Origin of the sequence: Affinirhizobium helianthi, assembly GCF_042680945.1 — a bacterium.
Lineage (GTDB): Bacteria > Pseudomonadota > Alphaproteobacteria > Rhizobiales > Rhizobiaceae > Neorhizobium > Neorhizobium helianthi.
The window spans coordinates 70,377-83,252 of sequence record NZ_JBHUEQ010000017.1 but is presented as its reverse complement, the minus strand read 5'-3'; the positions used below and the strand labels follow the sequence as shown (position 1 = coordinate 83,252).

Genomic DNA, 12,876 nt, shown 5'->3' with positions numbered 1-12,876 from the left:
GCACTTGCGGTGAACGAGGTTGCAATGAGCACGATTGAAGACGAGTTTTTGCCCTGGTCGGGCGAGAAAAGAGCGCGCGGCGAAGAACTCTTCCGCCGGGTTGAAAAGCATTTGGAGCGGGTGATGACCCGCACTTATCAGGCCGTTGATCCGTCCCTGAAGCAATTGCCTCCGGATCTTCTGCGCCGGGAGGCGGAAAAGGCTCGCAAGCTTTTTACCGGCCAGTTCGACAAGGCCTTCTTTGAGGGGCAGGCCAAGATCATACGGGATGTGGCAGCACATCTCGGCCTGTCGAAGTTCATCTACCAGGCAACATCCGTCTATGCCACGCAGTGGATCATTGCTGTGCTGGAGGAAAGCCGGTTCTCTGGCGCCAAGCGCAATGAACTGATCCAGACCATGATGGAAGTGGTGCTGACCGATCTGGCCATCGGCGTCCATCACGTCATGAACGACCTTAATGAAGCGGCAGCGCGGGAGAAGGAAGAGCGCCACCGCGAGCAACTGGCTGCTGCCGAGGCAGACAGCAAGGCCATGGCCGTTCTGAGCGAGGCGCTGACGGCGCTTGCACAGGGCAATCTCGCCTTGCGTCTGCACGAGCGTCTGCCGGATCAAACCGATGGTGCGCGGCAGGATTTGAACCGGGCAACGGAAGCGCTCGATCTTGCCATGCAGAAGATCTCCGCCACGGTGGAAGACATTCGCAACGGCATGGAACAGATTGCCAATTCCACCAATGATCTGTCCCGCCGCACCGAACAGCAGGCTGCTTCTCTGGAGGAGACTGCGGCGGCGCTTGACCAGATCACAGCCACCGTTCGGCGTACATCGGACGGAGCGACAAAGGCCACGCAGGTTGCATCCAGCGCCAAGCAGGACGCCACCCGTTCCGGCCAGATCATGCGCGATGCGGAAGCGGCCATGGCGGAAATCGCCACCAGCTCCGGCCAGATCACGCAGATCGTCTCTGTGATCGACGAAATCGCCTTCCAGACCAATCTTCTCGCCCTGAATGCAGGCGTGGAAGCGGCACGGGCTGGCGATGCGGGCAAGGGCTTTGCCGTTGTCGCATCCGAAGTGCGTGCGCTGGCACAGCGTTCGGCCGATGCTGCAAAGGAAATCCGCGGCCTGATCGCCACAAGCTCCGATCAGGTTCAGCGCGGTGTTACGCTGGTTGAGACCACCAGCCATACGCTAAGCGGCATTGTCGAGAAGGTAACGGAAATCGATCAGCTGATCGCCGATATTGCCTCTTCCGCCGCAGATCAGGCCAATGGCCTGCGCGGCATCAATCAGGCTGTTGCTCAGATGGATCAGGGAACGCAGCAGAACGCCGCCATGGTCGAGCAATCGACGGCAGCCGTGAACGACATGCGCAATCGCTCTCACGATCTCGCCGATCTCGTCAACCACTTCACGCTATCCGGCAAGGCCACGGCCGCCCCGGCCGATGCCTATCGGCGCAAATTCGCGGCGTGAGCGACCACAAACCTCTTTTGAACGCAAATGGCCCGGCAATCCTTTCCGGGCCATTTTTGCTACCAGCCAGGCATCATGGGAACGCTGCGCAGCCGTGTTCCGGTTCGGCCAAAGGGCTTGATGTCTGCGCCATCGCCGTCATCGGGCGACACGGCAGGCGAAATATTATCGAGGCAGGCGGTGATGTGGTCGGTAATGGCCGTCATCAGCGAGGTGGAAAGGCCGGGGCGCTTCATCAGGCCAATCTGTACCGGCGGTAAAGGCGGGAAACCGTCCGCCTGGCTGAGCACCCGCATGCCGGGGCGCAGCGCCGATTCCGGCAGAACCGAGACCGCCATGCCCGCCAGAACCGCTGCCGCCACAACGGTGGAAGACCAGCTGGTGAAAAGAATCTGGTAGTCGCGCCCATCCGCATCCAGCGCGGAGCAGGCCAGTTGCCGCCAGTTGCAGTCGCGCCGTCCCACGGCCAGCGGAACCGGGGCGTCTTCCCGCAGGGGATGGTTGGCAGAGGCAACCCAGCACAGCGGCTCCGTGCGCACGACATCCGATTGGCGTGCACGGGGATTATGGGTCACAAGTGCAATATCCAGCTCGCCGCGCGTCATCTTTTCCGCAAGGTCGATGGATGGTTCGCACACAATGTACAATTCCACATTGGGGTGCGTCTTGGCGAAGCGTCCGATAATCTCCGGCATGTAACGATCGGCATAATCATCCGGCGTTCCGATGCGCAGCGTGCCTTCCAGGCGATTATCATCAAATGCAGCAATGGCTTCATTGTTCAGACGAATGATTCGCCGCGCATAATTCAGCAGTTTCTCGCCCTCTGCCGTCAGGCGGTTGCCGCGCCCATCCTTGGCAAAAAGCTGTTTTCCGACACGCTCTTCCAGCCTGCGCATCTGCATGGATACGGCGCTCTGGGTTTTGAACACCCGGTCGGCAGCTTTGGTAAAGCTCCCGGTGTCCACGATCGCAACGAAGGTATGCAACTGATCAATATCGAGAGGTGCGGACATGGTTGATCCATCAGGTTAGCTGATATCAATCATTAGAAACATTCGTTGGACTGATCAATAAAAAATCGGCGATAAGGCTAACATAGAAATGCGGACCTACTCTCAGAAGTTGGGTTCTCCAGACTCTCTATGATCGATCCACTCTTCCCTTTCGCGGGGAGGATGTGACCCCTCGTGCCTGCAGAAAGGAATGACCCATGCGCACGACTGAACGGATGCTTTACTCATCGCCCGCCATCACAGTTGAGGGCTTTACAGCTGCCTTCACGGCGCGTGTGAAATCCGTTTTGCGCGGCCTGAGAAATCGCAAGGCCCTCAGCCAGCTCCAGGAACTGGATGATCATCGTCTTCGCGATCTGGGTTTGACGCGGCACGATCTGACCGCGGCTCTGGACAATACGCACCTGCTGGACGATCCATTCGATGCCCTACCGCGCATTGCGCGTCGGCGCAAAACCGGAAAGCCTGCACGCAGTCGTTGATTGCCTTGCGGAGTGTCCCTTCCACTCCGCATCGTTCCGGCGTGATGAAGAGCCTCCCGTCGCACCGGAACGCCCATTCATTTTCCCCCGCAGGGTACGCCAATATCCCTGCTCATTTGCCCGGCCGGTTCCCCACCCGCCGGGCCTTTTTTATCAGGCTTCCGTTTTCGAGGCTGTGCCGCGGCGATAGCCTTCCATGACGGCTTCAAGGTTCTTCTGATAGGCCTTCTGCACTTCCACGCCGCTATCGAACATGCTGTTCAGCATGGCCTTGAACGCATCGGTTTCCGGCGGAGCCTGATCCGGTTTCGGTTGCGAGGCGGCGTCCGGCGCAGCACTGCGCGGCTGGAAACTGCCGCTCATCATATCCTGAAATGCCTTGGCAAAGGGATTGTCCAGGAAGGGATTGTTGCCGCCCGGCGCCTGCTGTTCCGCTTTGTCCATGCCCCAGAAGCTGCGCATGGCCTGCAGCATCGGGTTATCGAAGGAGAAGGGATCGATCTGCTGCTTCTGCTTGGGTTGCACGCCAATTGCCTGCAGCCACTGCTCGGTCATCTTGCCCATGGCTTCCGGTGAAAAGGCGTTGGCGGATGCCATCTGGCCGCTCATCTGCTTGAAAAGCCCGCCCATCAGCGTGTCGGCCATGGCGGGCATCATCTTTTTCAAGACTTCCTGGCCAATGCCAGTCAGCTGCGCGGCCTGTTCCGCCACAGCGCGCGAAACGTCCTTGGAGCCGAAAAGCCGCTCCAGAACGGCATTTCCATCAGCCATGCCCTGCGGCGTGAAAGCCTTGCCAACATCTTCGAAATACTTGGCATAATTGCCTGAGAACATGGCGTTCATCAGGGAGCTCATATCATAGGGGTTTGCGCTGGAGCGCTTGAAGCCGGAAGAAAAGGCCGGCAGCAGCGCTGCCATGGCCTGAGCCGCCTGTTCCTGCGCCAGGTTGAACTGCTTTGCCATGGCATCCATGGCAGCGCCATTCTGCGCCCTCATGATCATATCGAACAGCGGCAGCATTCAGTCGGCTCCTCTCCGGATCATTGTTATCTTTCGTACTATAGCGCATCGCGAAAACTGTGCAGCGGTTTTCAACCGCGATACGCATTATCGCCCAAAAGAAAATGATCGAGAGGGAGTCAGTACTGGTATTCCTCGAAGGCAGGCTCGACAGAACCGTTCCAGCGACCGTTGAAGAGAGAGAGCATTTCTTCGGCCAGCACCTTTTTCTTCGCCAGAATTTCCTCAAGCGGTTGCAGGAAGATTGATTCGTCCTGACCTTCTGAATTGAGGCGCTGACGGCGCTTCAAGCCATCGGCGGAAATGGTGACGATCTCGCGGGCAATGTCCATCAGGCTCTGGCCCTTGATGGTGGCGGAAAGCCCTTGGGCGGGAACGGCATCGCGCAATGCGCTGACATCCTCAAGCGACCAGTCCTTTGTGACATCCTCTGCGGCCTGCATGGCGTCTTCGTCGTAGAGCAGGCCCACCCAGAAGGCGGGCAGCGCACAGATGCGACGCCAGGGGCCGCCATCGGCACCGCGCATTTCAAGATAGCGCTTCAGGCGCACATCCGGGAAAAGCGTCGAGAGATGGTTGGTCCAGTCGCCCATCGTAGGCTGCCACTGCGTGACCTCGCCCTTCAAGGCACCATTCATGAACTGGCGGAAGGTCACATGCGTGCAATCGTGATAGCGACCGTCGCGCACGATGAAGTACATCGGCACATCCAGCGCCCATTCCACATAGGCTTCGAAACTGAAGCCGTCTTCCAGCGCAGCCGGCAGCAGGCCGGAACGGGCATTGTCCGTATCGCGCCAGATTTCGCCCCGCCAGGAAAGCAGGCCATTCGGCTTGCCTTCGGTGAAGGGCGAGGAGGCAAAGAGGGCAGTCGCCAGCGATTGCAGCTTCAGCGAAAGCCGCATTTTCCGCGCCATGTCGGCTTCGGACGAGAAGTCGAGGTTCACCTGGATCGTGCAGGTGCGATACATCATGTCGAGGCCATGGCTGCCCACCTTCGGCATGTAGCGGGTCATGATCTCGTAGCGTGATTTGGGCATGCGTGGCGTTTGCGCCAGCGTCCATTTGGGGCTGCCGCCAATGCCGAGGAAGCGAATGCCCATGGGCTCGGCAATCTCGCGCAGGACGGCGAGATGCTGGTTGGATTCGCGACAGGTCTCATGCAGCGTTTCCAACGGTGCGCCGGAAAGTTCAAACTGGCCACCCGGCTCGATGGAGATCGCGCCCATGCCATGGGCCTCTCCAAGGCCAATGATATTGTCGCCGTCCATGATCGGCTCCCAGCCGAGCTTTTCCTGCATTCCCGTCAGAAGGGCGGCAATGCTGCGATCGCCGAAATAGGGAACGGGGCTGTTATCCGCGCGGAAGAACGCGAATTTCTCATGCTCCGTGCCGATGCGGAATTCGCTTTCAGGCTTGCAGCCTTTCGCCAGATAGGCAGCAAGTTCTGAGGTCGAGCTGAGAGGCGTATTATCGGTCGTATCACGGGCCATGGGAGACCTTGTCCAGTCATTAAGTTTGGAGACATTCCGCAGAATGTGGCTGCTTGTACCGGAACTAAGCACGGTGCAAGTGAATTTCTTTTAAAACTAATCAGCGGTCCTGCGCCAGCGTGCTAACACCGCCAATCGCCCAAAGCGGCCTGCACCACGGCAAGTGCTGCAACGGCGGCTGTATCGGCCCGCAGGATGCGCGGGCCAAGGGGAATGGCCGTCACGAAGGGAAGCGCGCGGAGAAGGCTGCGCTCCTCCTCCGAAAAGCCGCCTTCCGGCCCCACGAGAAGGGCAAGACTGGTTTCGCGCACATTGTTCAGAACGGGCAGGGGGTTCTGGCTTTCTTCCCCTTCATCGCAGTAGATGATGCGGCGCGCGCCGTCCCAGGTCTCCAGCAGATCTTTCAACCGCACGGGTGCCTTCACCTCCGGCACGGACAAAATGCCGCATTGTTCCGCCGCCTCGATCACATTGGCCTGCAGCCGGTCCAGATTGGTGATCTTGCCTTGCACGTGCTGGGTCATCACGGGTTGCAACAAACCGGCTCCCATCTCCACCGCCTTTTGTACCAGATAATCTAGTCGACCCACTTTGAGCGGCGCAAAGAGATAGTGCAGGTCGGGAAGCGGCGTTTGCTGGCGCGTCTGCTCCACAGCCGTCAGCATCAGCTTCTTGCGGCTGGGGAAGGACAGCGTGGCACGCCATTCCCCATCCTGCCCGTTAAAGACAAGCACCTCGTCGCCCTCCTGCATGCGCAGAACGTTGACCAGGTAATTGAACTGTTCGGAGGAGGCCTCCATGAAGGCTCCGGGGTGGAGCGGCTGTGCAAGATAAAGCCGCTGCATGCGGAAATTGGCGCGCATGGGTAAACCTGCTCTCAATCCTTGAAGGTCGGCATTTGCCGGAAATGCCTCAGGCGAAAAGCCGGAACATAATCATCGTTACGCCAGCCGCAAGGGCCGCCGATAGCGGAACGGTGACCGTCCACGCGGCAATGATGGTCAGCAGATGCGAGCGCCGAACCAGATAGCGGCGCTTCACCTCATCGATATTGACATCCTTGTGCCTGGGGCGCGGCTTTGCTGAAACGGCCTGCTCTTCGGCGCGCATGGCCAGATAGCGCTGCCTGCGGCTGGAATGGCGATTATACCATTCGCGGAACAGGCCGACGCCAAACACGGCGCCGATGGCAATGTGGGTGGAGCTGACTGGTGCGCCGATGCTGGAGGCCAGGATTACCGTCATGGCGGCAGAAAGCGCCACGCAGTAGGCGCGTATGGGGTTAAGCTTGGTGATGCCCTTGCCCACGAGGTTGACCAGCCTTGGCCCAAACAGAAGCAGGCCGATGGAAATGCCAGCGCCGCCGATGGCCAGTTCCCAGAACGGTATGTGGCTCTGCCCCACCACGGGGCCTTGCTGAAGGGCTGCGACGACAGCGGCCAGCGGCCCGATGGCATTCGCCACATCATTGGTGCCGTGCGCGAAGGACAGCAATGCGGCAGAGATGACCAGCGGAAACTGGAACAGGACGCGGAGCGAGCGCTCACGGTTTTCGAGGCCCGCCGATTTGCGGGCAATCAGGGGTCTGCTGACGAACCAGACGCCGATGCCCGTGACAAGTCCGGCCAGCGAGGCGTTCAGCCTGGTCATCATGATGATATCATCGGGCAGAACCAGCACCATATAGGTGGTGAAGGCTCCGAACATCAGGCCCATGAGCACCGGCACCCAGCGGCGTGCCGCCGCCAGCTTGTCCGGTACGTAGATGATGAAACTGTTGATGAAGGCGAGCACCGCAATGGCAACCATGGCCCCCAGAAGCGGGGAGAGCAGCCAGCTGATCGCGATGGCCCCGACGACCTGCCATTGAACGGCGTTGAAACCTGCCGCTGCAATGCCTGCCCCCAGTACGCCCCCCACAATGGCATGGGTGGTGGAAACCGGCGCGCCAATCCAGGTTGCGATATTGATCCAGGCGGCGGCGGCCAGCAGGGCGGCCATCATGGCAAGGGCCAGATGTTCCGGGCTGGCCAGCATTTCGGTGTGAATGATGCCGTTTGCAATCGTTCCTGCCACCTTGTTGCCCGCAATCAGGGCGCCAGCGATTTCGCAGAAGGCGGCGATGGCCAGGCCCATGCCAAGGCTGAGGGCGCGCGCGCCAACGGCGGCGCCAATATTGTTGGCCACATCGTTGGCGCCGATATTCATGGCCATATAGGCGGCCAGAACCGCCGCCGTCACGGCGATCAGGCTGCTGGGATGACCGCTGAGGGTGGCAAGCGCCACCAGCACGACGCCGACAATGAAAAGCAGGGCTGCACCGGGAGCCGCAAGGCGGCGCCCAAGATGACGGGAAGCATCTTCCACCAGATTGATCTTCTCCAGATCCTTGTCCAGTGTCTGCTTACGCCCAAGCGTGGCGGCAGGGGAAGCGTGTGTTCCCTGTCCATCCAGAGGCGATTTTGTTCCATCACGCTCCACGCATTCATTCCCGACTGCTTGTTAGACGATCGCAGAACGGCTGCGCTCATCGACCGTTGCGGCAAGAAAAGCTCAGGCAATCAGCGGCCAACCGCCTTAACCTTTGCCGGTACCCTGTTAGCCGGTCGATTGGCAAATGCAAGGATCAGATTGCGCAATTCCGGCTCCTGCACGCGAGACGCCGCATCGCGGCAATCGGTCCAGACGCGGTCGCGCGTTCCCATTTCGGGAAACTCATCGAGCACGTTCTCCACCTGGAGCGGGTGGACCTGAACGCGCACCGGCACTTTCAGCCCGGTTTTCAGCTTCTTGAGATAGGCATAATAGCCAAATGGCTGCTTTTCTGCCTTGCCCTTGACGCCAGCCTCTTCCCAGGATTCGATTTCGGCCACCACATGCGCCTTCTTCCCCTTCATGGGCCACCCCTTGGGGATAACCCACCGCCGCGTTTCACGGCTTGTGAGGAGCAGAACCTGAAGACCCAGAATAGGATCGACCCGATAGCAAAGCGCAGCATATTGCTGACGCGGCGGACGCCGCATCATCAGCATCAGATTACGGGCTATTCGGCTTAAAAGGCTCACTTGGCGTGTGGCTCCTTTTCAAAGAGGACATGGTTAACTTGAATCATGCTTTGCACAGCTGTTCAATGGCAATTGTGCTTTATTAGCGGTTGCAGCACCGTCCTCCACAAACAGATTGTAGGTGACATAAGTTGCATCAGCCTTAACCGGCTACCCAGCTTTATATGGTAACTGATGCATATGAAGCCAATGACCGGCATCGGCACGGTTGCTGGCAGTGCCCAAAGATGACAGGAATGTGAGAAAGAGGACGGGGGAGGCGGCTTTGTCTGATGCCATTTCATTTCTGAAACCAAGGGAGGCGGTGCTCTCTCGCCGCGCTACGATCATCTCGGATCTGGCAGACCTTCTGCCGCCGGATTGTCTGGTGCATGAGGCGCGCGAGCTGGTGCCCTTTGAGACGGATGCCTTCATTGCCTATCGCCGCCTGCCGCTTGCGGTCGCTTTGCCGCGCACCACGGCGCAGGTTGCGGCCATTCTGAAATATTGCCACCGCTATGGCGTGCCGGTCGTGCCGCGCGGGGCGGGCACATCTCTGTGTGGCGGCGCCATTCCCCAGGAAGATGCCGTGGTGATCGGCCTTTCGCGGATGAACAGAATACTGGAGGTCGATACCTTTGCCCGCACGGCCACGGTGCAGGCCGGTGTGACCAATCTTGCCATTTCGGATGCGGTGGGGCCGGATGGATTTTTCTATGCGCCTGACCCCAGTTCGCAGCTTGCCTGCACCATCGGCGGCAATGTGGCCATGAATTCCGGCGGCGCGCACTGTCTCAAATATGGTGTCACCACAAATAATCTGCTCGGCGTGAAAATGGTGCTGACGGATGGCACGGTGATCGATCTTGGCGGCAAGCATCTGGATAGCGCCGGTTACGATCTGCTCGGCCTGGTCTGCGGGTCCGAAGGACAGCTCGGCATTGTGAGCGAGGCGACAGTGCGTATCCTGGCGCGGCCGGAAGGGGCAAGGCCGGTTCTCTTCGGTTTCAACAGTTCGGAAGAGGCCGGTGCCTGCGTGGCCGATGTCATTGGCGCAGGCATCATCCCGGTCGCCATCGAGTTCATGGACAAGCCCGCCATCGAAATCTGCGAAGCCTTTGCCAAGGCGGGCTATCCGCTGGATGTCGAGGCGCTGCTGATTGTCGAGGTGGAGGGGTCCGAAGCCGAAATGGAGGCCATGCTGGCAAGCATTGTCGAAATCGCCCGTCGCCATGGCGTGAAGACGGTTCGCGAATGCCAGTCGGCGACGGAAGCGGCTCTCATCTGGAAGGGGCGAAAATCCGCCTTCGGTGCTACGGGCCGCATTGCCGATTACATCTGCATGGATGGCACCGTACCGCTCAGCCAGCTGTCTCATGTGCTCAAGCGCACGGCAGAGATCGTTCAGAGCTTTGGCCTGCGCGTTGCCAATGTCTTTCATGCCGGCGATGGCAACATGCATCCGCTGATCCTCTTCAACGCCAATGATCCGGTGGAGGCGGCAAAGGCGGAAGCGGCGGGCAATGAAATCCTGAAGCTTTGCGTGGATGCGGGCGGCTGCCTCACCGGAGAACACGGTGTTGGCATCGAAAAGCGCGATCTGATGCGCCACCAGTACAGCCAGGCGGAACTGGATCAACAGATGGCGGTGCGCGCGGCCTTCGATGCGCAATGGCTGCTGAACCCTTCCAAAGTGTTCCCGCTGGATGGACGGCCTGCCGCATGAGCAATCTGCTTGTTCCCACACGCGAAGATGAGGCGGCGGATATGATCCGCGCCTGTGCCGAGGCAAAGCGTACGCTCTCCATAGCGGGAGGCAATACGCGCTCCGGCTTCGGCAATGCCGTTCAGGCCGATGCGGTTCTGCGCTCTGCCGGACTTTCCGGCATTGTGGCTTACGATCCGGCGGAAATGGTCATGACGGTACGCTCCGGCACACCCTTGACGGACGTGGAGGATGCCCTGGCCGAGCATGGGCAGATGCTGGCTTTCGAACCGGCCGACCATCGCGGCATGATGGGGACGCAAGGTGAGCCGACGATTGGCGGCGTCTTTGCCACCAATACCTCTGGCCCGCGCCGCTTCGTCGCCGGTGCCGCGCGTGACAGCTTGCTCGGTCTGCGCTTCATCAACGGGCGGGGCGAGGTGTTGCGTGCCGGTGGCCGTGTCATGAAAAACGTCACCGGGCTCGATTTGGTCAAGCTGCTGGCGGGCTCGTTTGGAACGCTGGCATTCCTGAGCGAAGTCACATTCCGTGTTCTGCCACGCCCACAGGATCAGCAGACGATTGTGTTGAGCGGGTTGGAGGATGCCGAGGCGGCGCGCGCCATGGCAATTGCCATGGGTCTTCCGGTTGAAGTGTCCGGTGCTGCCCATCTGCCGGAGAGTGTGCGTAGCCGTTTCGTCAATGGGATGCTGCCGGAGGGTGCCGCCACGGTTCTGCGGCTGGAGGGCTTGCCTGCTTCTGTCACCGTTCGGGCAGACAAGCTGGAACAGGCGATGCGACAGCTCGGGCCTGTCTCTCGTCTCGATGCGGAGGAAAGCACCCTTCTCTGGCAGGAGATCCGCGACGTCCGCCCCTATTGCGATGGAACGCAAAAGCCTTTGTGGCGTGTCTCCGTCGCCCCCAGTTCCGGCTTCCAGATGGTGGCGGCGCTGCGCCTGGAGGCAGGGATCGACGCCTTTTACGATTGGCAGGGCGGACTGGTGTGGATGCGGATGGAAGCGGAGCCTGAGGCGGAACTGGTGCGCCATGTCATGCACCAGATTGGCGGCGGCCATGCCAACCTGTTGAGAGCGAGCGAGGAGATGCGCTCCTGGTGCGACAGCTTCGAGCCCTTGCCAAGTGCCGTGGCATTGCTGTCGCGGCGGGTAAAGGAAAAATTCGATCCGCAGGGAATTTTCAATCCCGGCAAGATGGCGAGGGACTGAGCGATGCAGACCAATTTTACCGCCGAACAGCTTGCCGATCCGCATGTGGCCGAGTCCGAGGCGATCCTTCGGCGCTGCGTCCATTGTGGCTTCTGCACGGCCACCTGTCCCACCTATGTGACGCTCGGCAACGAGCTGGATAGCCCGCGTGGGCGCATCTATCTCATCAAGGATATGCTGGAAAATGGTCGCGCTGCCGATAGCCAGGTCGTGACCCATCTGGATCGATGCCTTTCCTGTCTTGCCTGCACGACCACCTGTCCCTCCGGCGTGGACTATATGCACCTGATCGACAATGCGCGTGTGCATGTGGAAAAGACCTATCGCAGACCGCTGATGGATCGGTTTATCCGTGCGCTGCTGGCAGGCATTCTGCCCTACCCGAAGCGGTTTCGTCTGGCGTTGAAGGCAGCCCAGCTGGGGCGGCCCTTTGCCTTTGTGTTTGCCGGTTTTCGCTCTGCCAAACCGCTTTCCGCCATGCTGGACCTTGCGCCGCAAAGCCTGGCCGCTGCTTCCGATGCACCCCGCCCAAGGGTGACGGGCGAGGTGAAGGGGCGCGTGGCCATTCTTTCGGGCTGCGCCCAGCCGGTGCTCGATCCGCGTATCAACGAGGCGGCGGAGCGGCTGCTGACCCGTTTCGGCGTGGAGATCGTCCGCCCGCAAGGGGAGGGCTGTTGCGGCGCGCTGGTTCACCACATGGGGCGTGAGGAACAGGCGCTGGAATTTGCCCGCAGGAATGTCGATGCCTGGATTGGCGAGATCGAATCCGGCGGGCTGGATGCCATCATCATCACCGCTTCCGGCTGTGGCACCACCATCAAGGATTACGGGCACATGCTGCGGCTTGATCCTGCCTATGCGCAAAAGGCACAGCGCGTTTCAGCTCTCGCAAAGGATATAACCGAATACCTTGCGACGCTGGATTTGCCGAAGCAGGACAGCCGTGGGCTGACCGTGGCCTATCATTCCGCCTGTTCCATGCAGCATGGACAGAAGATTACCCTTCAACCAAAGGCGCTTTTGCGTCAGGCGGGTTTTGCCGTCCGCGATCCGGCGGAAGGCCATCTCTGCTGCGGTTCTGCCGGAACCTACAATATTCTCCAGCCGGAGATCTCCGCCCAGTTGAAGGCCCGCAAGGTGAAGAATATCGAGGCAACGAAGGCCGATGTCATCGCAACCGGCAACATAGGCTGCATCACGCAGATCGGCAGCGGCACGGATATGCCCATTCTTCACACCGTGGAATTGCTGGATTGGGCCTATGGTGGGCCGAAGCCGGAAAAGCTCGGCTGACTGAGCAGGCGGCGAATTGCTCCGCCGCCGCAGTTTGTCTTAGAGCGGGTCATTCTTTTACGAGAACGCCGAACCGCTCTAACTCTTTGTATTTACGCATTTCCGGACGGAAAACCGC

Annotated in this window: 11 protein-coding genes; 5 read left to right on the top strand and 6 right to left on the bottom strand. The window is 60.0% G+C overall.

What is annotated here, in order from left to right; genetic code table 11:
- Positions 1-24: 24 nt before the first annotated feature.
- Positions 25-1,479, top strand: a complete 1,455-nt coding sequence (locus ACFSE1_RS10460) for a methyl-accepting chemotaxis protein (protein WP_377400440.1) — start codon at positions 25-27, stop codon at positions 1,477-1,479.
- A 59-nt stretch (positions 1,480-1,538) separates the two neighbouring features.
- On the opposite strand, the gene ACFSE1_RS10455 is transcribed toward ACFSE1_RS10460, so the two are convergent.
- On the bottom strand, positions 1,539-2,495 hold the full coding sequence (locus ACFSE1_RS10455) for a LysR substrate-binding domain-containing protein (RefSeq protein ID WP_377400437.1): 957 nt from the start codon (positions 2,493-2,495) through the stop codon (positions 1,539-1,541).
- A gap of 197 nt (positions 2,496-2,692) precedes the next feature.
- Between ACFSE1_RS10455 and ACFSE1_RS10450 the strand changes: the two genes are divergently transcribed.
- Positions 2,693-2,977, top strand: a complete 285-nt coding sequence (locus ACFSE1_RS10450) for a YjiS-like domain-containing protein (protein WP_377400434.1) — start codon at positions 2,693-2,695, stop codon at positions 2,975-2,977.
- Positions 2,978-3,130: 153 nt separating this feature from the next.
- Here ACFSE1_RS10450 and ACFSE1_RS10445 read toward each other — a convergent pair whose 3' ends face one another.
- The 5 genes from ACFSE1_RS10445 to ACFSE1_RS10425 form a co-directional block, all read right to left on the bottom strand.
- Positions 3,131-3,997 (bottom strand): DUF937 domain-containing protein, encoded by an 867-nt coding sequence (locus ACFSE1_RS10445; RefSeq protein WP_377400431.1) that lies wholly within the window; start codon positions 3,995-3,997, stop codon positions 3,131-3,133.
- A gap of 119 nt (positions 3,998-4,116) precedes the next feature.
- Positions 4,117-5,490, bottom strand: a complete 1,374-nt coding sequence (locus ACFSE1_RS10440) for a glutamate--cysteine ligase (RefSeq protein ID WP_377400428.1) — start codon at positions 5,488-5,490, stop codon at positions 4,117-4,119.
- Between the two features lie 122 nt (positions 5,491-5,612).
- Positions 5,613-6,353 (bottom strand): 16S rRNA (uracil(1498)-N(3))-methyltransferase, encoded by a 741-nt coding sequence (locus tag ACFSE1_RS10435; RefSeq protein ID WP_377400425.1) that lies wholly within the window; start codon positions 6,351-6,353, stop codon positions 5,613-5,615.
- 49 nt (positions 6,354-6,402) lie between these two features.
- Entirely contained in the window at positions 6,403-7,944 is a 1,542-nt protein-coding gene (locus ACFSE1_RS10430; RefSeq protein WP_377400798.1) for an inorganic phosphate transporter, read from the bottom strand.
- A 107-nt stretch (positions 7,945-8,051) separates the two neighbouring features.
- Positions 8,052-8,555 carry an NUDIX hydrolase gene (locus ACFSE1_RS10425; protein ID WP_377400422.1) on the bottom strand — a complete coding sequence of 168 codons (504 nt, stop codon included), beginning with the start codon at positions 8,553-8,555 and terminating at the stop codon, positions 8,052-8,054.
- Between the two features lie 265 nt (positions 8,556-8,820).
- Between ACFSE1_RS10425 and ACFSE1_RS10420 the strand changes: the two genes are divergently transcribed.
- Genes ACFSE1_RS10420 through glcF form a run of 3 tightly spaced genes read left to right on the top strand, consistent with a single transcriptional unit; the run spans position 8,821 to position 12,758 of the window.
- Positions 8,821-10,260 carry an FAD-linked oxidase C-terminal domain-containing protein gene (locus ACFSE1_RS10420; protein WP_377400419.1) on the top strand — a complete coding sequence of 480 codons (1,440 nt, stop codon included), beginning with the start codon at positions 8,821-8,823 and terminating at the stop codon, positions 10,258-10,260.
- On the top strand, positions 10,257-11,465 hold the full coding sequence (glcE, locus tag ACFSE1_RS10415; RefSeq protein ID WP_377400416.1) for a glycolate oxidase subunit GlcE: 1,209 nt from the start codon (positions 10,257-10,259) through the stop codon (positions 11,463-11,465). Before ACFSE1_RS10420 ends, glcE begins: the two co-directional genes overlap by 4 nt.
- Before the next feature lie 3 nt (positions 11,466-11,468).
- Positions 11,469-12,758: a glycolate oxidase subunit GlcF gene (glcF, locus tag ACFSE1_RS10410; RefSeq protein ID WP_377400413.1), complete on the top strand. Its 1,290-nt coding sequence runs from the start codon at positions 11,469-11,471 to the stop codon at positions 12,756-12,758.
- The last annotated feature ends 118 nt before the right edge of the window (positions 12,759-12,876 follow it).

Bases quoted from the DNA above. Each gene is read 5' to 3' on its own strand.
- ACFSE1_RS10460 (WP_377400440.1), top strand. From the start codon at position 25: ATGAGCACGATTGAAGACGAGTTTTTGCCCTGGTCGGGCGAGAAAAGA.
- ACFSE1_RS10455 (WP_377400437.1), bottom strand. From the start codon at position 2,495: ATGTCCGCACCTCTCGATATTGATCAGTTGCATACCTTCGTTGCGATC.
- ACFSE1_RS10450 (WP_377400434.1), top strand. From the start codon at position 2,693: ATGCGCACGACTGAACGGATGCTTTACTCATCGCCCGCCATCACAGTT.
- ACFSE1_RS10445 (WP_377400431.1), bottom strand. From the start codon at position 3,997: ATGCTGCCGCTGTTCGATATGATCATGAGGGCGCAGAATGGCGCTGCC.
- ACFSE1_RS10440 (WP_377400428.1), bottom strand. From the start codon at position 5,490: ATGGCCCGTGATACGACCGATAATACGCCTCTCAGCTCGACCTCAGAA.
- ACFSE1_RS10435 (WP_377400425.1), bottom strand. From the start codon at position 6,353: ATGCGCGCCAATTTCCGCATGCAGCGGCTTTATCTTGCACAGCCGCTC.
- glcE (WP_377400416.1), top strand. From the start codon at position 10,257: ATGAGCAATCTGCTTGTTCCCACACGCGAAGATGAGGCGGCGGATATG.
- glcF (WP_377400413.1), top strand. From the start codon at position 11,469: ATGCAGACCAATTTTACCGCCGAACAGCTTGCCGATCCGCATGTGGCC.